The sequence below is a fragment of the Micromonospora cathayae genome, assembly GCF_028993575.1.
GTDB classification, from domain to species: domain Bacteria; phylum Actinomycetota; class Actinomycetes; order Mycobacteriales; family Micromonosporaceae; genus Micromonospora; species Micromonospora cathayae.
Genome location: NZ_CP118615.1, coordinates 2793475 through 2812996, shown reverse-complemented (window position 1 = coordinate 2812996; position 19522 = coordinate 2793475). Strand labels below are relative to the sequence as shown.

At 70.6% G+C, this 19522-nt stretch carries 13 protein-coding genes; 4 read left to right on the top strand and 9 right to left on the bottom strand.

Features of this window, described 5'->3' with window-relative positions; all coding sequences use genetic code 11:
* Positions 1 to 216: 216 nt before the first annotated feature.
* From PVK37_RS13060 to PVK37_RS13050, 3 genes are all read right to left on the bottom strand, one after another.
* Positions 217 to 1494, bottom strand: coding sequence for a DUF6357 family protein (locus PVK37_RS13060; protein ID WP_275034183.1), 1278 nt, complete (start codon positions 1492 to 1494; stop codon positions 217 to 219).
* On the bottom strand, positions 1491 to 2144 hold the full coding sequence (locus PVK37_RS13055; RefSeq protein ID WP_275034182.1) for a DUF6357 family protein: 654 nt from the start codon (positions 2142 to 2144) through the stop codon (positions 1491 to 1493). Before PVK37_RS13055 ends, PVK37_RS13060 begins: the two co-directional genes overlap by 4 nt.
* 181 nt (positions 2145 to 2325) lie before the next feature.
* The gene (locus PVK37_RS13050) at positions 2326 to 3216 is read right to left on the bottom strand and encodes a bile acid:sodium symporter family protein (RefSeq protein WP_275034181.1); all 891 of its coding nucleotides are present in this window, start codon (positions 3214 to 3216) and stop codon (positions 2326 to 2328) included.
* Positions 3217 to 3825: 609 nt separating this feature from the next.
* Here PVK37_RS13050 and PVK37_RS13045 point away from each other — a divergent pair.
* Positions 3826 to 5325, top strand: a complete 1500-nt coding sequence (locus tag PVK37_RS13045; RefSeq protein WP_275034180.1) for a cellulose binding domain-containing protein — start codon at positions 3826 to 3828, stop codon at positions 5323 to 5325.
* 162 nt (positions 5326 to 5487) lie between these two features.
* Here PVK37_RS13045 and PVK37_RS13040 read toward each other — a convergent pair whose 3' ends face one another.
* From PVK37_RS13040 to PVK37_RS13020, 5 genes are all read right to left on the bottom strand, one after another.
* Positions 5488 to 6441, bottom strand: coding sequence for an aldo/keto reductase (locus PVK37_RS13040; protein ID WP_275034179.1), 954 nt, complete (start codon positions 6439 to 6441; stop codon positions 5488 to 5490).
* Positions 6442 to 6637: 196 nt separating this feature from the next.
* Entirely contained in the window at positions 6638 to 9337 is a 2700-nt protein-coding gene (locus PVK37_RS13035; protein WP_275034178.1) for an RICIN domain-containing protein, read from the bottom strand.
* 421 nt (positions 9338 to 9758) lie between these two features.
* Positions 9759 to 10586, bottom strand: coding sequence for a hypothetical protein (locus PVK37_RS13030; protein WP_275034177.1), 828 nt, complete (start codon positions 10584 to 10586; stop codon positions 9759 to 9761).
* Complete coding sequence (locus PVK37_RS13025) at positions 10583 to 11092, bottom strand: RNA polymerase sigma factor (RefSeq protein WP_275034176.1); 510 nt, start codon at positions 11090 to 11092, stop codon at positions 10583 to 10585. Before PVK37_RS13025 ends, PVK37_RS13030 begins: the two co-directional genes overlap by 4 nt.
* Before the next feature lie 125 nt (positions 11093 to 11217).
* Positions 11218 to 11814 (bottom strand): hypothetical protein, encoded by a 597-nt coding sequence (locus tag PVK37_RS13020; protein ID WP_275034175.1) that lies wholly within the window; start codon positions 11812 to 11814, stop codon positions 11218 to 11220.
* A gap of 640 nt (positions 11815 to 12454) precedes the next feature.
* Between PVK37_RS13020 and PVK37_RS13015 the strand changes: the two genes are divergently transcribed.
* The 3 genes from PVK37_RS13015 (at position 12455) to PVK37_RS13005 (ending at position 16341) form a co-directional block, all read left to right on the top strand.
* Complete coding sequence (locus PVK37_RS13015; protein WP_423791076.1) at positions 12455 to 13756, top strand: RICIN domain-containing protein; 1302 nt, start codon at positions 12455 to 12457, stop codon at positions 13754 to 13756.
* A 230-nt stretch (positions 13757 to 13986) separates the two neighbouring features.
* Positions 13987 to 15240, top strand: a complete 1254-nt coding sequence (locus tag PVK37_RS13010; RefSeq protein ID WP_275034173.1) for a PQQ-dependent sugar dehydrogenase — start codon at positions 13987 to 13989, stop codon at positions 15238 to 15240.
* A 273-nt stretch (positions 15241 to 15513) separates the two neighbouring features.
* Positions 15514 to 16341, top strand: a complete 828-nt coding sequence (locus PVK37_RS13005; RefSeq protein ID WP_275034172.1) for a Calx-beta domain-containing protein — start codon at positions 15514 to 15516, stop codon at positions 16339 to 16341.
* Here the strand turns inward: PVK37_RS13005 and PVK37_RS13000 are convergent.
* Positions 16330 to 19488: a BTAD domain-containing putative transcriptional regulator gene (locus tag PVK37_RS13000; protein ID WP_275034171.1), complete on the bottom strand. Its 3159-nt coding sequence runs from the start codon at positions 19486 to 19488 to the stop codon at positions 16330 to 16332. The two genes, PVK37_RS13005 and PVK37_RS13000, sit on opposite strands and share 12 nt — an antisense overlap.
* Positions 19489 to 19522 lie beyond the last annotated feature (34 nt).

Here is a 19522-nt window from a genome sequence, read left to right as displayed (position 1 = left end):
TCAGGGGCGATCCCAGCACCACCGGAAGCCGGGGCGGCTCCAATTCACACAGAGCCACCCCCAGAACCGCCGACACCGCGACCGACACCGGCCTCGCGCCTAAGTGCCCCGGCCCGTCGCCGGCGTACTCACCTATCAGGTGCCTGAGGAGCCGGCAGCAGGCCATCGTGACGTGCTTCGTCCGGCAGAACGGCGCGGGCGTGGTTTCCTCCGGGGCTACCGGGCGTCGCGCCGCCGACGCGCGCGCTCGAACTCGGCGACGTCCGACATCCAGGGACCGTGCTGTTCGAGTGCGGCGCAGCCGCCACGGACGAAGGCGCTCACCAGGTTCCGGTACCCGCCGATCCCGTCGACCAGGCTGTACTCGACCTGGTACTGCGGATCCGACCCGGCTTCCCCGGGTCGCACCGTCGTGATCCGGGCGATGGAGTCCGCGTAGAAGTGCAGCTGGATCCCCTCGCCCAGTTCCTCGTCCTCGATGGTGAACACTTCGTTGTCGGCGGCGGAGCGGTCGGCGACGAACTCCCAGAACACGGCGGAGGCGGTACGGGAACCGTCCCGTAGCCACTTCTTCTCGCCGCCCTTGTCATCGGTGAACGACAGGGCCGTCTTTCCCGAACCCGCGCCGGGGCCGGCGTGGTCGTCGGCAGTCTCCTCGGCGTCGTCCACGGGCATGCTCCGGGAGCGGTCCACAGCCTCCGAGCACATCAGGAAGCTCACCGTACGCACCGCGTCGTCGACGAGTTCGGGGTGTGCGTGGCGCACGGCCGCGTCGACCGTCGCCGCCATCCGATCCCAGTCACGCTTGTCGGTGGCCCGGTTCCCGCGCCGAGGATCGAGGCCGATCCGCATCCCGGCGCACGCCTGCTCCGCGGTGGCGATCACGCGCAGGACCTGGGGCAGCAGTGCGGGGTCGACGGCGTCGGGCAGCCGCCTGGGAATGGTCGCGCCATGCAGATACTGGCCGGTGTACCTCAGGATCCCAGCGTCGAGGGGCCCGAGAACCACCTCGCGCTCGGCGCGACGGCGGTCCGCGTGGTACTCCTGAGCACGTTTCTCGTCCGCCCCCTCCGTCGCCGCACGCATCGCCGCGCAGACCTGACCGCGCTCAAGCAGATCGATGTCGGCACCATGGGCGACGAGCCGGTTCCGGTCCCACCGGATGCGCCGGAAGAGCGCGTCGACGTCCGCGGGCGAGGAGAGCAGGACCGGGTCCAGGAGCGCGACGGCAGCGTTCTCGTCGAGCCGGCCCCGGGTTCCGGCGTCATCGCACAGCGGAAGGACCGCACTCCACAGCAGCAGGTGTCGAGCCAGGTCCTCCCGGATCACCGCAAGATGGGCGTCCCCGATCGGGAACGTGAACGTGCGGGGCTCATGGTTGGCGTCGGCCCCGGCGGCGAGCATCAGTTTCAGTTCGCCGTCCTCGCGGATCACGTCCGGGATCCAGCCGTTGCCGCTCCGGGTGAAAACGACGTCTCTCATGCGTCTGTTCACGACCACCGCTCATACTCGGCGTCGAGGCGCGGGTCGGCACGCACCCAGACTTCGCCCCCGGCGGCCCCGGCCGGGGCGTCGACGCGTTCGAGCCCGAGGAAGGCGATCAGCTGGAGGAGTTCGGCTCGTTCGGCGCGGTCACGGTCGACGTCATGCGAGTCGAAGAAGACGTGGTACTGGTCGCTCGGGTCGACGATGCCGGAATTCGCCCAGATCCGGCCGACTTCGTGGATTGCCGCTGCCTCCGTCGTGAAGGTGGCGGCACGGGCGGCACCGCGCGTCTCCGGCGACGCGTCGAGGTCGGCGAGGTCGGAGAACCACTGGCCGAAGTAGTCGAGGCCGGCATATCCGTTCTCGAAGAACAGCATCGCGCCCGTGAGGTAGCGGTTGGCCCGCTCGACCTTGAGGTGCTCCGACCGGGATTGGTCCCCGTCCTTGATCCGGGAGATCACCCCCAGACGGGGCATGAGCACCAGTTTCTGCCCCGCCGCTTCGTCCTCGATGGCGTAGGTGTCGGACTCTCGACCCCGGAAGAACGCAGCGAACGCTTCGTAGGCCGCCTGAGGATCGCCCACCGAGACCTGTTGGTCGTTGCCGTCACCGACAGTGAAGACGAACGGCTTCGGTCCGGGACTGTAGGGGCGGGCCATGTGCGTCCTTCGTTCAGGTGTGCCAGTTGCACCAGCGTGGTGGATCAGGACGGGACCTGCCCGCGGCCCTGATCATAGGCGTACCTGGCGCGCTGGCCTGCGCGAGCGACCAGCCGCCCGTACCTCGCCCGGGTTCCGCCTCGACCGAGCGGCCCGAACGACCACCTCGCCGGTGTCCGGCTCACGCGGTCCGGCCCCGGCCGGCCCCGACCGGGTCACGTCCCCGGCTGACCAGGTAGCCGAAGACGGCGGCGGTGAAGAACATGACGATGCCGTAGACAGCGGCCGGGACCGCGATCTCGGTGCTGTCCAGCAGCGCAGGGCTGATGGCGATGGTGATGGCCAACGTGCTGTTGTGGATGCCGATCTCCATGCCTGCGGCGATGGACTCGCGCCGACCGACCCCGGCCAGCCTCGGCATGCCGTACCCGACCAGCAGGCTGATCACGTTGAAGACCAGCACCACCGCGCCGACCGCGAGGAAGTAGTCGGCGAGGTTGGCCCGTTCCTTGAGCACCGCCCCGAGGATCACCGCGACCAGCACCACCACCGAGAGGATCTTCACCGGTCGGCCGAGCCGGTCGGCGAACCCGGGGAAGCGCGACCGCAGGGCCATCCCGAGGGCGACCGGCACCAGCACGATCGCGAAGACCTGGAGCACCTTGCCGAACTGGAGCCCGATCGGTGCCGCGTCGCCCAGGAAGTGATCCGCCGACAGGTTCACCACCACGGGCAGGGTGAACACGGCGAGCACCGAGTTGACCGCGGTGAGCGTGACGTTGACGGCGACGTGGCCGCCGAAGAGATGGCTGTAGAGGTTCGCGGTGGTTCCGCCGGGTGAGGCGGCGAGCAGCATCATGCCGACGGCCAGCTCGGGCCTGAGCCCGAAGAGCAGGACCAGACCGAAGCAGATCGCCGGCAGCAGCACCACCTGGCAGCCGAGGGCGATGAGCACCAGCCTCGGATACGCCGCCACCCGCCGAAAGTCACCGATGGTGAGGCCCAGCCCGAGGCCGAGCATGACGATGCCGAGCGCGACCGGCAACCCGACCGTCGTCAACCAGGAGTCCATCCGCGGATTGTGCTGGTCGACGCGGCCTGCCGACATCGTCCGTATCGTTGGTTCTCGATCGCGGGCCGAGCGGCGCAGCGCACCCGGTGCTGCGTCGGGGTTCTCGCTCGGCTGGTCACCGTCCAGCAGCCTGACGTCGTCGCAGAACACGGGACCCGGGCCTCCCGGAGCCGGGCCGACGAGCACCAGGATAGATTGACGCACGTAAAAGCCGTGCGGAATAATCCGACCCGGAGCCGGGCTGGCTACAGACCGAAACACGTGCGCCGAGAACCGTTACGAGCCGTCGGTGGCGCACCACGCCAACGGACAGCACACCCCGCTGCCAGCGCATCGACGAGGACGACGCCGACCTCCACCGGTGGACACCCGTCGATCCTGGTGTGACCCGGACGCGTACGGGCCCTCGGGCGACGCGCTCCGCAGCGTCACCGAGCAGCGCGCCGACTCCACGGGAGTACACCAGTGCGAACCTCGCCCTCCGGACGTACGGCCGCCACCCCGGTGGCCGCCACCACCGACCCGTTCGCCACCGACGCGCAAACGAAGACGGCGAAACGATCCGTACGACGGCCGGCGGCCCTCGCGGCGGTCCTCGGAGGACTACGGATGCCACCCACCCGTTTCCGGTTCCGGTCGGCGGTGTCGGTGTTCACCGCCGCTGCCGTCGCCGCCACACTCACCACCGCCGTCTCCGCACAGGCCGCCGCCGGCTGTCGGGTCAGCTACACGGTGACGAGCCAGTGGCCGGGCGGCTTCGGCGTGGACGTGGGACTCACCAACCTCGGCGATCCGCTCACCAGTTGGCGGTTGACCTGGTCGTTCGCCGCCGGGCAGGTGATCGGGCAGCTGTGGGGCGGCACGGTGACCCAGTCCGCCGGCCAGGTCACGGTCACCAACGCCAGCTGGAACGGCACCATGAACACCGGGGCCGGCACCCAGTTCGGTTTCGTCGGCTCGTGGCACAACCCGTCGAACCCGGTACCGACCGACTTCGCGCTGAACGGCGTGCCGTGCCACGGCCCGGTGCCACCCACCACCGCACCGCCCACCACTCCGCCACCCACCACCCCGCCACCCACCGGGGGGCCGGGTCAGGTGAGCACGGTGGGCCGGGTCACGACGGTAGGCGACAACGTCCGGTACACGTGGCCCGGCGTCTACTTCGAGGGCCGTTTCCGCGGCACCGGCGTCGGGATCGTCCTCGACGACTCCCAGAACGACTACACCGTCCAGATCGACGGCACCACCGTCGCCACCCTGGTCACCCCGGGTCGGACCACCTACTGGGTCCGGGACCTCGCCGACGGCGACCACACCGTACGACTCGTCAAGCGGACCGAGAGCCCGTGGACCGCGGGCGAGTTCGGTGGCCTCGTCGCCGCCCCCGGCGGCGCGATCCTGACCAAACCCGCCGCCCGCAGCCGACAGATCGAGTTCCTCGGTGACTCCTGGACCGCCGGTTACGGCAACATGTCGACGACCCGGGACTGCTCCGGCACCGGCGGGATCGCCCGCAACAGCAACGCCGACGTCACCTTCGGCGCCCTCACCGCGCAGGGCCTGAACGCCGACTACCAGCTCATCGCCCAGTCCGGCCTCGGCATGGTGCGCAACTACAACGGTCAGGGCACGGACACCTTCCGCACCTACTACGAGACCGACCTCCAGGCCCACCCGGACAGCACGGTATGGCCGAACCCGGGTACCTGGAAACCGCAGCTGGTCGTGGTCGGCCTCGGCATCAACGACTTCTCCACCGCCCTCAACGCCGGCGAGCGGTGGACGACCATCGACCAGCTCGCCGCCGACTTCCGGAGCGCCTACCTGGCCTTTCTCGACAAGCTGCGGACCCGGTACGGCCCCGACACGTTCATCGTGCTCACCTACCCGGACCTGTCCCCCACGACGGCGCTCGCCACCTCGGTCCAGCAGATCGTCCGGACCCGGGCGGAGCGGGGCGACACCCGGATCCGGTCGCTCTACTTCGACGACAACGTTCTGGGCCTCGACAAGCTCGGCTGCGACTGGCACCCCTCCCGCCGCGACCACCAGCTCCTCGCCGGCACACTCACCCGGTTCGTCGACACCCTTCCGCTGACCTGGTGACGCCGCACGAACCAGCTCGCCGGTCGCGGGTCGTCGATCTCGCCGCCCGGCCCGGCCACAGGGCCCGTTCCGCTCCCGCACGGGTGGAGAGCGGAACGGGGCCCTGGCCGGGCACACGACCGGGCAGGGGATGCCCCTGCCCGGTCGCCGGCACGACCCCGTTCAGCAGGTCTCGTCGAGACGCTTACGCAGCTCGACCGGCAGATCCACGTCGACCGCGGCGAGGACCTCGTCGAGCTGGGCCACCGAGCTGACGCCGACGATCGGCACGACGGCGGGGTCCCCGCCGATCAGCCAGCTCAGCACCACCTGGTTCACGGTGACCCCCAGTTCGTCCGCCACCTCCCGCAGCGCCTGGAGCCGACGCTCGGTGCCCGGGTGCTGGTAGTGCTCCGGCAGCGGCCTGTCCGGCCGGGTGTACGAACCCCACAGCAGGGTGCTGTACGCGAACATGGTCAGACCCCGGCTGCGGACCAGGTCCAGCAGATCGTCGCTGGCGTGCACGTGCCCACCCTCGGGCAACGCCGTCGCCGGACGGGGCAACAGGTACGAGTACCGCTGCTGCACCACCGTGTAGGGCGTCCAGCCCCGCGCCTCGGCCAGCGCCCGGGTCTCGGCCAGCCGCCAGGCGGCGTGGTTGCTGGCCCCCAGCGTCCGGACCTTTCCCTCGATCACCGCCTCGTGGAACGCCGCCAGGGTCTGCTCGTCGGGGGTGTCGCGGTCCTCCCGGTGCGCGTAGTACAGGTCCAGGTGGTCCACGCCGAGCCGTTGGAGCGAGCCGGCGAGCTGCGTACGGATCACCTCCGGGGCGAGCCCTTCGGCCCCGCCGTGCGCCCCGGGCCCGGAGCCCACCTTCGACGCCAGCACCAGGCCGTCCCGGCCACCCCGCCGGGACAGCCAACGGCCGAGCACCGTCTCGCTCTCACCGCCGACGCCGCCGGGTACCCAGAACGAGTAACAGTTCGCGGTGTCGATGGTGGTGCCACCCGCCTCGACGAAGCGGTCCAGGATCGCGAACGCGGTCTCCTCGTCGACGTCGGTGCCGAACGGCATGGCACCGAGACAGAGCTGGCTGACCTGGATCCCCGTACTGCCGGACAACTCGCGTTGCCTCATCAGTCCCTCCCAGAGTGTGACGGTACGTCGCGCCAAGGATAGGGGCGGTGACCCGCCTTGGGCGCGCTCCCAACCTTGGGGCGCAGGGCCGGTGGCACCGCGCGCGACGACCGCCACCCGGCCGGTCCGGGCCTCGCGGGCACGCAGCGGCAGGCCCGGGGCCGGGTCGGGCCGACCCGGCCCCGGGTACGTGCGGTCAGTTACGCAGGCTCCACTGCTGGTTCGTGCCGCCGTTGCACGACCACAGGATGATCTTCGTGCCGTTGGCGGTGGCGGCGCCGTTGGCGTCGACACAGAGTCCGGACTGGACGTTGGTGATGGTGCCGTTGGCGTTCAGGTTCCACTGCTGGTTGAGTCCACCGTGGCAGTCCCAGATGATGACGGTGGTGCCGTTGGTCGTGCCCGCGTTGTTCGCGTCGAGACACTTGTTGCCGTACACGGTCAGCTGCTTGCCGGCGGTGTGGGTCCACTGCTGGTTGGTGCCGCCGCCGCAGTCCCACAGCTGCACCTGGGTGCCGCTGGTGGTGCTGGAGTTCGGCACCTCGACGCAGCGGCCGGACTGTCCGCCCACCAGCCGGCCGCCCTGCTGGCCGCTGCCGGTGCCCTGCTGCCGGACGAGCGAGCCCGACTCGGCGGACCGGTTGCCCTGCGCGTCGAGGACGTAGAGCCGGTACTCGCCCTGGGCTGTCGGCACGGCGATGGACGTGGCGGTGCCCCCGGCCCGGGTCATCGTCGGGCCGGCGGTGAAGGTGGTCGTGCCGGCGGGAGCCAGCCAGACCGTCCTGGTCGCGTCGCCGGTGCTCCGGATCGGGATCGTCGCCGTCGCGCTGCTGACGAAGGTGCTGGCCGGCAGGACGTGGTTCGGCAGGGACAGGTTGCCCGCCGGGACGATGTCCCGGAACGCGTCCTCCAGGCCGGAGTTGGCGGCGATGCCGTACGCCGGGGCCGGCCAGACGTAGTCGGAGGAGACGAGGATGTCGTGGATGGTGCTGTTGGGCAGGTTCTTGTTGGAGACCTTGTTGATCGGCCCGTGGGTCTGCGTGACGCTCAGGTCGTGCTTGCGGCCGAAGTCGTCGGAGTTGAGCAGCCAGGTGATGTTCTTGTCCACGCTCAGGACGTTGTCCCGGAAGGTGATGTACGCCGAGCCCTCGTCCGGGTGGAGGCCGTACTTGTGACCGGCCGGCACGCCCTGGAGATAGTTGTCGGTGATCGTGGTCCCCGGCTGGCTGCCCAGCGTGTAGATGGGGGCCGTGTCGCTGAGGCGCTGCACCGTGTCGATGATGTGGTTGTGGCTGATGGTGTTGTTCCGCGCCGTGGTGGTGGGCCGGTTGGGCGCGATCGAGCCCGACGAGCCGTCGAAGTTCCACCAGCCCCAACCCAGCGTGATACCGGACCACGGGGCCTTCTCGATCCGGTTGCGCTGCACGGTCAGGGTGTCCACGAAGTACGCCGAGATGGGGCTGTGCCCGTTGAACAGCACCGCGCTGTCGTACAGGTAGTTGTTCCTGATCTCGATGTTCTTCGGTAGTCCCTCGACCTGCGGGGACCACTTCTCCCGGTTGCTCGACGTGTGGTCGCCGATGTACACGTGCTGGGGATGGCCGACGGTGACGGCCGATCCGGCGATGTCGTTGGTGTGGTTCCCGGTCAGCTGGGTGTTCTGCACGTCGTTGACCATGTTGATGCCGTCGGCGCCGGTGTGCTGGACCCGGTTGCGGTGCAGCAGGATCCCGTCGGCGTTCTCGATCTGGATGATGCCCGGTGTGACGTCGACGTTGCGGTAGTAGTAGTCGTGGAAGTTCCGCTTCGCGTACGCGAACGCGCCGAGGTTCCCCTGCTGGGCCTGCTTGAAGGCGGAGCCGGCGACGTTGACCAGGTTCCAGTCGGAGTGCTGGACGGTCAGCCCGGAGAACGTGATGTTGCGCGCGTGGCTGCTCGTCGAGCTGCCGGCGACCCGCAGCACGGTGGTCACGTTGTTCGGCGCGTAGACCGTCGCGGTCGACATGTTCTCCGTGCTGCTCTTGTAGTAGTAGAGGGTCCGGGCGATCTTGTCGAAGTAGAACTCGCCCGGCGCGTCCAGGAACTCGTAGGCGTTCATCACCTTGTGGGAGCCGCCCGGCTGGGCGTTGCCGTTGAACGCGCCCTGTGCGATGGCGGCACCCGGTTGCTGGAACAGCGCCACCCGGTTCGCGCCGTCGGAACTCGTGGTCACCTGGCGGACGCCCACGATGGCGGTGGTCCAGGTGGTCGCCGTCTCGATCTCGAGGTCGTCGTGGTTGCGGGCGACGGCGGGAAAGTCGTTGAGGCTGTACTTCGCGCCGTCGCACTGCGACCCCGACTCCCAGGCCCACGCGGCCTGCCCGGCGGTGATGGTGTACGTCCCGTAGCAGCCCGCCGAACTGATCGTCTTCGACGCCAGGTACGCCCGCTTGTCGTTGACGTAGAGCGCGCGCAGCTTGTTGGCGCGGTCCAGCGGCGCTTTCCAGATGTTGCCGCCGTGCTGGGTCCACCCGGTCACCTGCACCCCACCGTCGAGAACCGGGGTCTCGCCGGGGTAGGCGGAATAGAGCACCCGGTGGCCGTTGGTGCCGGAGTCAGCCGCCCCGAAATCGATGGTGCTGGTCACCGGATACCGTCCACCCCGAAGGTACACCTGGATGTCGCCGGTCATGTTCGCGTTGACCGTACGCACGACGTCCCGGGCACGTTGCAGGGTTCTGAACGGCGCCTGGACAGTGCCCGGGTTGGCGTCGTCGCCGTCCGGGGCGACGTGGTAGGTCTGCTGGACGGCGGCCGAGGCCGGCGTCTGGTTCGCGATCACTGCCGGCAGCACGGTGGCGGCGAGCAGCGCGGCTGCCAGCAGTGACCTTCGGGCGGTGGAGACGGTTGGCCTCACGTACCGTTCCTTTCGTCTGCCGCCCACAGCACATGTCCGCCGGCCTCCGGCGTCGGCGCGCGACAGCCGGGCCACCGGGCGAACATCGGCCGACACGCCGGAAGGCACGGGACGATGCCGACGTGCTCGACCGTGAGCGGATTCCTGACCGGAAAAGGCAACGAACGGCGACAAGGCCCACGCGCGTTCCGGGCGACAAGCACCCCGCCGGCACCCCTTTTGTGCCGCCGGGGATTCCCGCCACCCGCTCACACTCTCTTGCCCGCAGTTGCGTTATGTCGTCTCGAAGCGTAGGTCGCAGGCCGCACCGGACGCAACTATTAATTTACTGTCGTCTATACATAATTGTGGTCGGACCAGGCGGGTGGTGCCGGGCCGGACCACGCCGCGGCTCCGGCCCCGGTACCGCCGCCGGAGCCGGTCATTCCGGTGCGGGCCCGTTGTCGACCAGCCGGAACAGGGTGGTCACCGGCGCGTCGCCGGCCTCCTCGAGGATCAGCCCCCGGGTCGGCGAGTTCTGCAGGTAGGCCGAGTGACTGCTGATGACGTACGTCGACGCGCCGTCACGGACGACGGTGAACTGCTGCCGCGGTTCGTCCGGCGCGCAGGGGGCCGCCTCGACCCGGAGCGGCTGGCTGCCCGACGAACGGACGTGCCAGCAGGTGCCGGTCGGGTCGGTGCCCGTTTCGGCGGTGCGGATCAGGTACGTGTCGGGCTGCCCCTGCGGCACCACCACGAACAGTTGGCGTCCCTCGTCACCGTCGACCTCCGCCAACCGGCCGTCGTCGAGCAGCGACAGCCCGCCCGTCCCGCCCACCCGCACGATGGTGACCTGACGCTGCCCGGACAGCAGCCGATCACCGCCCGACGGGCCGGCCGGCGGGCTCGACGATCCGGTCGGTGCGCTCGACGAACCGGTGGGCGGCGGAGAGCCGCCGCCGGTCGAGCCGGGTGACGGGCCGGTCGAGCCGGGTGACCGGTCGGTCGGCCCGGGTGACGCGACCGGGCCGGCGGTCGGGGCCACCGGGCCGACCGGCATGGTGGGCGGCGCGTCGTCAGGGCGGGTCAGCGCGACCCCCGCGCCGAGCACCACGACGGCGAGGGCGGCGAGCGAGACCGAGGCCGCCCGTCGACGCCGGCGGCGGGTGTCGCCGCGACGCCGGACGTCCACGGCGGCCGGGACCCTCCCCCGCCCGCCCTGCCCGGCCAGCGCCCGCAGGGCGTCGTCGAGCTGGTTGTCGGAGCTCATGACTGCGCCCTTTCGTCCACGCCGTGGTACTCCGGTTCGGTCAGGTGCGTGGCGAGGGCCCGCCGCCCCCGGGCCAGCCGGGTCTTGACGGTGTTCTCGTTGGCGCCGACCTCCGCCGCGATCTCGGCCACGCTCAGCCCGACCAGGTGGTGCAGCACCACCGCCCGACGTTGCTCGGCGGAGATGTGCCGCAGCGCGGCCACGATCGCTACATGATCGACCGAGACGGCGTCGACCCGCTGTTCGGTCGCCTCCCGCCGATGGGCCCGCATCCGGTTGACGGTCTTACGCCACGCGCTCACCGCCACCCGGTACGCCACCCGACGCACCCACGCCTCCGGACTGTCGCACTGCCGCACCACCGCCCAGCGGTCCCAGGCGCGGGCGTACGCCTCCGCCACCGCGTCCTCCGCCTCGACCCGGTTGCCGATCATCACATACAGATGTCCCAGCACCCGGTGTGCGGACGCGGAGTAGAAGACGTCGAACTCGGCAGCGTCACGCATCGGCAAGAAGTCTCCACCCGACCTGGTTGATCCTGGAAGTCGCGCCTGGTTGGTCCTGGAAGTCGCGGCACCGCGCGCAACGCCGGCGGTCCGGCCGGACACCGCCGGCCGGACCGCCGACCGGGTCACCGCCGGCGCGGGGCCGGTCCGACGTCGTTGAACCGGAAGCTGCTGAACGGCGGGGCGTCACCCAGCTCCTCCAGGATCAGGCCGGAGCGCGCGGAGTCGCGCAGGTACGCCCACCGGTTGCTGATCAGGTACTCGCGGAGACCTCCGGCGGAGGCGGGTGCGATGACGAACCGCTGGGCCGGGTCGCCCGCCCGGCAGGTGGCACCCCGTACGACCAGCGGCTGGCTGTTGCCCGGGTTGTACGCCTGCCAGCACACCGGTTGCCCGGTGCCGCCACCGTAGTACGACTTGACCAGGAACTCCCCCGCGCCCAGCGGGGTCGGCACGAACACCTGCCGGCCACGGTCGTCGTCCACCTCGGCCAGCCGCCCGCCGTCGAGCAGCGACAGCCCCGACTCGAAGGCACCCACCCGTACGATCGTGACCCGGCGCGTGCCGGACAGGACCGGGTCCACGGTCGGCTTCGTCACCGGGCCGGCCGCCGCGACACCGGACGACCCCGCCCCGCCCACCGGCACCGCCCCGCCCACCGACGCCGTCCCGGCCACCGGTGCCGCTGCCGGTACCGCCGCCCCAGCCGCCGCTTCCTTCATCGCGGCGCTCCCGGACGCCGGTAGCCCTCCGTGCACCATCGCGGCAGCGGCCGACACCACCAGACCCGCACCAACGAGCCATCTACGCACCAACACGATTCCTCCCGGCTGCCTCGGTCGCCGGGGCCGACAGCCCTGCCGGCTGGGGTCCTCGGTCGACTCAGATCGGATGACGCGTGAGACGGGGACGTGGTTTCAGCGGATCGGGAGGTGGTTCAGGCGCCCCGTCGACGCCCGGTCCCCGCCGGGTCGGGCGGCAGGTCAGCACGGCGTCGAGCCGCTACCCGACCGACGGGCAGGCCGCCGAGCCCGCGCCCGGCGGGCGACCGGTCAGCTCCCAGCAGCCAGGACTTGACGAACATCGTACGTCATACGAATATAACCATCGATAGATACCGGCCTGGGCCCGACACGTCGGGTCGAGGTGACACCGGCCCGGTCGACGGCCGCCGCCACGGCTTCGGCCACCCTCCCGCCGACGTCGACGCTTCGGTCCACGCCCACGCGTCCGGTCGGTACGGCTCAGGCGCTGGTGTTCGGCTCGCCCCCCGGAGCCGGACGGCGGCCTTCCCGGTAAGGAGACGAACCTGTGTCACCTCGCAAACGCCCGGCCCACTGGATAGGGGCCGTCCTGGCCGCCATGGTCCTGGCCACCGCCGGCGCGTACGTCGTCACGAACGTGACACCGGCGGCCGCGGCCACCACGGCCGGCTGCGGCAAGGCCCCGGGGCTGAACAGCGGCACCCACACCATCTCCAGCGGCGGCAAGAGCCGCAGCTTCATTCTCCGGCTCCCGGACAGCTACGACAACACCCGCCCGCACCGGCTGGCCTTCGGGTTCCACTGGTGGGGCGGCACCGCCAACGACGTCGCCTCGGGCGGGAGCGACGGCTACGCCTGGGCCTACTACGGCATGCTGTCGCAGTCGAACAACAGCACGGTCTTCGTCGCCCCGCAGGGCATCGGCAACGGCTGGGCCAACACCAACGGCGAGGACGTGACCTTCACCGACGACATGATCCGCGTCATCGAGAACGCGCTCTGCGTCGACACGACGCAACGCTTCTCGGTCGGGTTCAGCTACGGCGGCGCGATGAGCTACTCGTTGGCGTGCTCCCGGCCGACCGTGTTCCGGGCGGTCGCGGCCATCGCCGCCCCGGGCGAGATCAGTGGCTGCACCGGCGGCACCCAGCCCGTGGCGTACCTGGGGATCCACGGGATCAGCGACAACATCCAGAGCGGCCGGTCGCTGCGCGACAGGTGGCTCAGGAACAACGGCTGTGCCACACAGAACGCCCCCGAGCCCGCCCGGGGCAGCCTGACCCACATCGTCACCACCTACTCCTGCCGGGCCGGCTACCCGGTGGTCTGGGCCCCGTTCGACGGCGGCCACCAGCAGGGTCCGGTGGACGGCTGCGCCGGCTGTGAGAGCGGCGCGCGGAGCTGGGTCAAGCCCGAGGTGTGGAAGTTCTTCACCCAGTTCGGGTCCACCCCGCCGACCAGCGGCCCGACGCCCAGCAACCCGGTGCCGACCACGCCGCCGGCCAACCAGCCGAACGTGATGATCGCGAACGGCCCGTCCGACCGTTGCATCGACGTCCCCAACTCCAGCACGAGCAACGGCACCCGGGTGCAGTTGTGGGACTGCCACGGCAACACCAACCAGCGCTGGACCTACACCGCCGGCCGCACCCTGACCGTCTACGGCAACAAGTGCCTGGACGCCAGCGGATCGGGCACCAGCAACGGCACCGTCGTACAGATCTGGGACTGCCACGGCGGCGCGAACCAGCAGTGGAACTTCACCAGCAACGGAACCATCACCTCCGCCCAGTCGGGTCTCTGCCTGGACGCCGCCAACGCCGGCACCGCCAACGGGACGCAACTGCACCTGTGGGCGTGCCACGGAGGCGGCAACCAGCAGTGGAGCAGGCGCAACTGACCGTCCGACAACCCCGTACCACCGTGGCGCGGCACCGGCGCGCGGTGGCGGTCGTCCCCTTCGGCCGCCACCCCGCCGGACCGTGTCGCGCAGACCGGCCAGGCCGACGTTTGTCGATCTCTTCGCGTCCGTCGCGCTTCACCGGCGCGGGCCCATGATCCCAAAATCGACAAAGGCTGATGTATCGTGAAACGCTCCGCGTCCTCCACCCCGATCGAGGAGCTGAGAACATGTCACGATGGCGCCGTCGTCCAGCCCCCGCACTGGCCGGGCTGCTCGCTCTGGTCCTGTCCCCGCTCCTGGTGCCACCGGCTTCGGCGGCCGACACACCCCACACCGGGCCGGCCGACACACCCCACACCAGGGCGGTGCCCCTCACCGAGCTGACCGTGGTGTCCGAACAGGTGGCTTCCGGCCTACGACGTCCGATCGCGCTCGCCGGGCTGCCGGACGGCCGGATGCTGATCGCGGAGAAGAACGGCACCGTCCGCGCCTACCACCCCGACACCGGCCTGGCGGCCGAGCCGGTGCTCGACCTGACCGCCCGGATCGACCCGTCGGGCAACGAACGCGGTCTCCTCGGCATCACGCCCGCGCCGGACTTCGCGCGGACCGGGATGCTCTACGTGGCCTACACGAGCCTGCCGGCCGGCGCACTGACCCTGGCGCGACTGCCGATCAGCGCGCCCGAGCGGCTACAGGTGCTGCTCACCCAGGAGCATGCCGAGTACAACAACCACAACGGCGGACAGGTGGCGTTCGGCCGCGACGGCTACCTCTACTGGTCCCTCGGTGACGGCGGCCACGCGAACGACCCGTACAAGGCCGGTCAGAACCTCGGCACCCTGCTCGGCAAGATCGTGCGGATCGACGTCACCCGCACCTGCGGGGCGAAGCCCTACTGCGTACCTACCAGCAACCCGTTCGTCAACAAGCGCGGTGCGCGGCCGGAGATCTGGCTCTACGGGCTGCGCAACCCGTGGCGGTTCTCCGTCGACCCGGCCGACGGCTCACTGTGGATCGGTGACGTCGGCCAGGGCCTGGTCGAGGAGGTCAACCACATCCGCCCGTGGCAGGGTGGGGCGAACCTCGGCTGGTCCTGCCGGGAAGGCACCCCGGTGTTCGACCAGACGCAGTGCCGCCCGGGCGTGGTCTACACCGACCCGGTCTTCGAGTACGAACATTTCATGACCGAAAGCTGCTCGGTGACCGGCGGCGTGGTGTACCGGGGGTCCGCCACCCCGGAGGCACGGGGGACCTACATCGCGAGTGACTACTGCTCCACCCTCGCGTTCGCCGTACGTCCCAAATCCACGGGCGGCTACGAGACCGCCACCATCGGCAACTTCCCCACCCAGCCGACCGCGATCGACGCCGACGTGCACGGCGAACTGTACGTGCTCAGCGACTTCCCGGGATGGCTGAGCCGGGTACGGTTCGAACGCGTCCAGCCAGCCGCCGGCGGCGGGGCCGCGAACCGCTGACCGGACCTGCGGTACCCCTGGGGACGGTCGCGTCCGAGCGGCCGTCCCCACCCCGCTCCGATGCGGACACGGTCCACCCACATCCCGCGCGGACCGGACGAGCCGACGGGCGGTCCCGACACTCAGCCAGGCCCTCGACGTCCCCCTCGCCGACCTGGCCGACACGCCGGTCCGGGACCGTGAGCGGACCGGTCCAGACGAGGGTCGGCGACCGGCCGGACGGAGGACCGGCCCACAAGCTTCGTGCAAGGCGGCGGACCGAGGATGCTTCGTATGGTGCAAGAGTTGAGGCGGGTACTCGCCAGATGTGTCGCTGCGCTCCTCGTCGTCGCGGCTTCGTTGGTGGCTGTCGGCAGTCCGGGTCTGGCGGCCTGCCAGCGTGTGATCGTCATCAATCCCGAGGTGACGGTCAGCGAGGGCGCCGGCAGGTTGATCTTCACGGTGTTCTCGGGCGGGTGTGCGGCCTCGGGCCAGGTCGCCTACGCGGTCACGGCCGGCGGCGCCCAGCCGGGCGTGGACTTCGCGTTGTCAGCGGGCCAGCTGCGCTGGGCTGCGGGGGATTCCACCACCCGAAGGATCACTGTCACCGTGGCGCTCGACAGCGTGCCGGAACCCGCGCTGGAAGACTTCCGGGTGACGCTCGTCAACCCGAGTCCGGGTGTCAGGGTGGCCCACGGCGTCGGGTACGGGCGCATTCTCGATGACGATGGCCTCGGGTTTGCCTGGGCGGTGGACGACCAGATCTGCCCGCAGTGGGTCGTCGACCAGACGCCCCCGCCCGGTGAGCCGTGGATAGTCGGTGAACAACGGCGGCTGTGCGACCTGGTCGAAGGCGCCATCTATCTGGTTCCGCCACCGGGACCAGTGATGACGGCGCGCTGGGAAACTGCGGACGGGACCGCCCAGGCGGGCGTCGACTTCGTCGGCGTCACCGACCGGGTGGTGGCCGTGCCGGCGGGGGCGACGCTGGTCGCGCTGCCGGTCAAGCTGTTGTCGCGTCCGGAAGCCCCGCAACGGCGCTGGTTCTACGTCCGGGCCTTTGCGCCCTCGCACGGTACCGTCGTCGACGGCGTGGCCGTGGTCACCCTGCTAGGCTCGTGAGACCCCTTCAGCCGGCTGGTCATCACGCAGGTGGGCCAGGGTCGCCGCCTCGAGGTGCCGGTCGCCGAGCTCCACGCTGAGCGCCAATGCCTGCCGGAAGTGTCCGGTGGCGGCTGCGTGGTCGCCACGACCCTGGAGGGCGCGGCCGATGAGGTTGAGCGTTTCGGCCTCCCGGCGCCGTTCGCCGATCCGTCGCCGGATCGTCAGAGCCTTCGTGAAGCAGTCGAGCGCGCTGTCGTGCTCCGCCTCGGCGAGGTGGACCTCGCCGAGGCTGTGCAGCGCGGACGCCTCCAGCGGGGAGTGGCAGATCTCCCGGGCGAGCGCGAGCGCCTGCGACAGCGGCTCGAAGGCGAGCTCCGGCCTGCCCATCAGGGTGTAGATGTGGCCGAGGTTGTTCAGGGCAAGGGCAATGCCCGGCGGGTGGCTGTCGGCGGTGTGCAGCGCCAGGGCCTCACCGAACGCGTCGGCTGCCGCGTCCAGCCGGCCCAACCGGCCGTACGCCATGGCGATGTTGTTGAGCGCCATGCCCTGCCCCCGCTTGTCGCCGAGGGTCCGGGTGAGCTCCAGTGCGTGTTGCAGGTGCTCCAGCGCCTCTGCGTAACGTTGCGTGCCGTTACAGGCCATGCCGAGCAGACTCCGCATCAGCGCCTCAGCCGTCGGGTCGTCGAGGCGCTGCGCTGCGGCCAGGCCGAAGCGGCACATCTCGGCCTGGTCGGCCCGGTGCCCACGTACGAGATTGAAGCTGGTCAGCAGATAGGCGAGCTGCCACACGGCGCGGTCGTGGCCCTGTTCGCCGGCGTGGCGCACCACCGGCAGCAGATTGGCGCGCTCCTCATCAAGGAAGGCCAGGGCGCTGTCACGATCGGCGGGAAACGGGGCTTCGATGGGCGGGTGGACCGACAGCGGTCCCGCCCGGTCGCGTGCCGGGTCGAACACCCGGTTGGCGGCCTCAGCCACGATCAGATGCCAGTCGATGATCCGGCTCACGTCGTCCTCGTGGGACTCGGCCTGCTCGGCGGCGTAGAGGCGGATGAGGTCGTGGAAGCGGTAGCGGCCGGTGCCCATGTCGATCAGCAGGTGGACACCGACCAGTTCGTCGAGAGCGCTGCGGGCTTGGGCGAGGGAGGCGCCGACGACCGCGGCCGCGAGCGCCAGCGCGAACGTGGTGCCGGGGTGCAGGCCCATTCGGCGGAACAGGCATGCGGCGGCTGGGCTCAGGGCTTGGTAGGCGCTGGCGAAGACGGTTCTGATGCTGCGCGAGTCCCCTGGGACGGCCAGGATGGCAAGCCGGTCGGCACCAGCCAGATCGGCGGTGAGCTCCGCGATCGGCCGCGGCGGGCGGGTGGCGAGCTTGGCCGCGGCGATCCGCAGGGCCAGGGGCATCCGACCGCACAGGTCGATGAGCTTGCTGGCAGCGGCTTGTTCCCGGTCGACGCGGTCGACGCCCAGCACCCTGTTCAGCAGCGTCAGCGCCTCCCCGGCCGAGAGCACGTCAACGTCGACACTGATCACGGCGTAGTCCACCGCGAGGCCGGCCAGTTGGTTGCGGCTGGTCACCAGCAGCAGGCTGCCACCCGACGGGGGCACCAGTGAGGTCACCTGATCAGCCGCGGCGGCGTTGTCGAGCAGGATCAGGACGCGCCGGTCGTGCAGCGCCGACCGGTACAGGCCGACCAGCTTGGCCGGATCGGCCGGTATCCGGTCGGACGGCACATCGAGCCCGCGCAGCAGGTGCGTCAGCGCCTCGGCGACCGGCATCGCGGTGGCGGGGTCGTGACCGCGCAGGTCAAGGTAGAGCTGCCCGTCGGGAAACCTGCCGGCGACCCGGTGTGCCCACTGCACCGCGAGCGCGGTCTTGCCCATGCCTGCCGGGCCGCACACCACACCCAACCGGCCGGCCTTCGCGGAGCCCTTCAGCAGGCCACCCAGGACGGCGAGCTCCCCGTCGCGGCCGACGAAATGGCCCACTCGCGACGGCAGCTGCGCCGGTCTGGGTATCCCCGTCCGGGCCGCGTCGCCCGAATCGAGATCAAGCTCGGGGGACCCGCGCAGCACGGCTGTGTACACATGTGCCGCCCGGGGGCCGGGCTCCACGCCCAACTGCTCGGCAAGATGGCCGCGCAGCCTCTGGTACGCCTCGACAGCCTCGTTCTGCCGTCCACCCCGGTAGAGGGCCACCATGAGCAGTTCGACAATTCGCTCCCGGGCCGGACGGGTGACGAGCAGCCTTTCCAGCTCATCGACAGCGAGGACATGCTCGCCGAGACGCAGCCGCGCGTCCAACAGATCTTCCTGCGCGCCGAGCCACATCTCGTGCAGCCGGTCGACCTCCGCCGCCACCCAGCCGGCCGGTTGCGCGTCGGCCAGCGCGTCACCCCGCCAGAGGGCCAGCGCGTCACGAAGACCTGCGGCGGCATCGGCCGTCCGGCCGCCGGCAAGGGCCCGTCGCGCTTGAGCTGCCAGTTCGGCAAAGCGGGTCACGTCCACCTCGTCGGGCCGCACCGCGAGGACGTATCCCGAGGCACGGGTTATCAGCAGGCCCGGCAGTCCACAGGCGTCGAGGGAGCTGCGGACCCGTGCGACATGGCTGTACAGGCTCTCGATCGCGGTCCGGGGTGGTGCCTCGCCCCACAGCGCGTCCACCAGCCGGGTCTTGGTGACGACTCGGCCGGCTTCGAGGGCCAGCAGGCCGATCAGGGCTCGCTGCCGCACACCCACCAGCGCCGCCCGGCCGCCCGGCCCGACCACTTCCACCGGTCCGAGCAGTCTGACGTCGGCACGACGCGGGGTGACGCCGCCCGCCGCCGGGGTGGGACCGCGTCGATGGTCATCGGCCCTGTCCCGCGCCGTCGCGAGGACGCCCAGCTCAGCAGGAGAGGCGCCCAGCAGCCGGACCAGGACGTCGAACCGGTCTACCGGCGGAAGCGACTTGCCGGAGAAGTACTGCGCGATGATCCCGAGTGACCAGCCCGTCCTGGTGGCCAACTCCCGGTAGGTCAGCTCCGCCCCGCCCCGCACCCTCGCCTCGCGCCGCCGTAGCTGGCGCAACATGCGGGTCAGGTCTGACATGCCCCTGTCGTCGGTCATCCGGCCACCCTCCTGGAACACGATAGCCGCCGCGTTCACCACGTTGACGACTTCGGTCAATGCCCCGACAGGTTCATCTGTTCAACGATGTTCA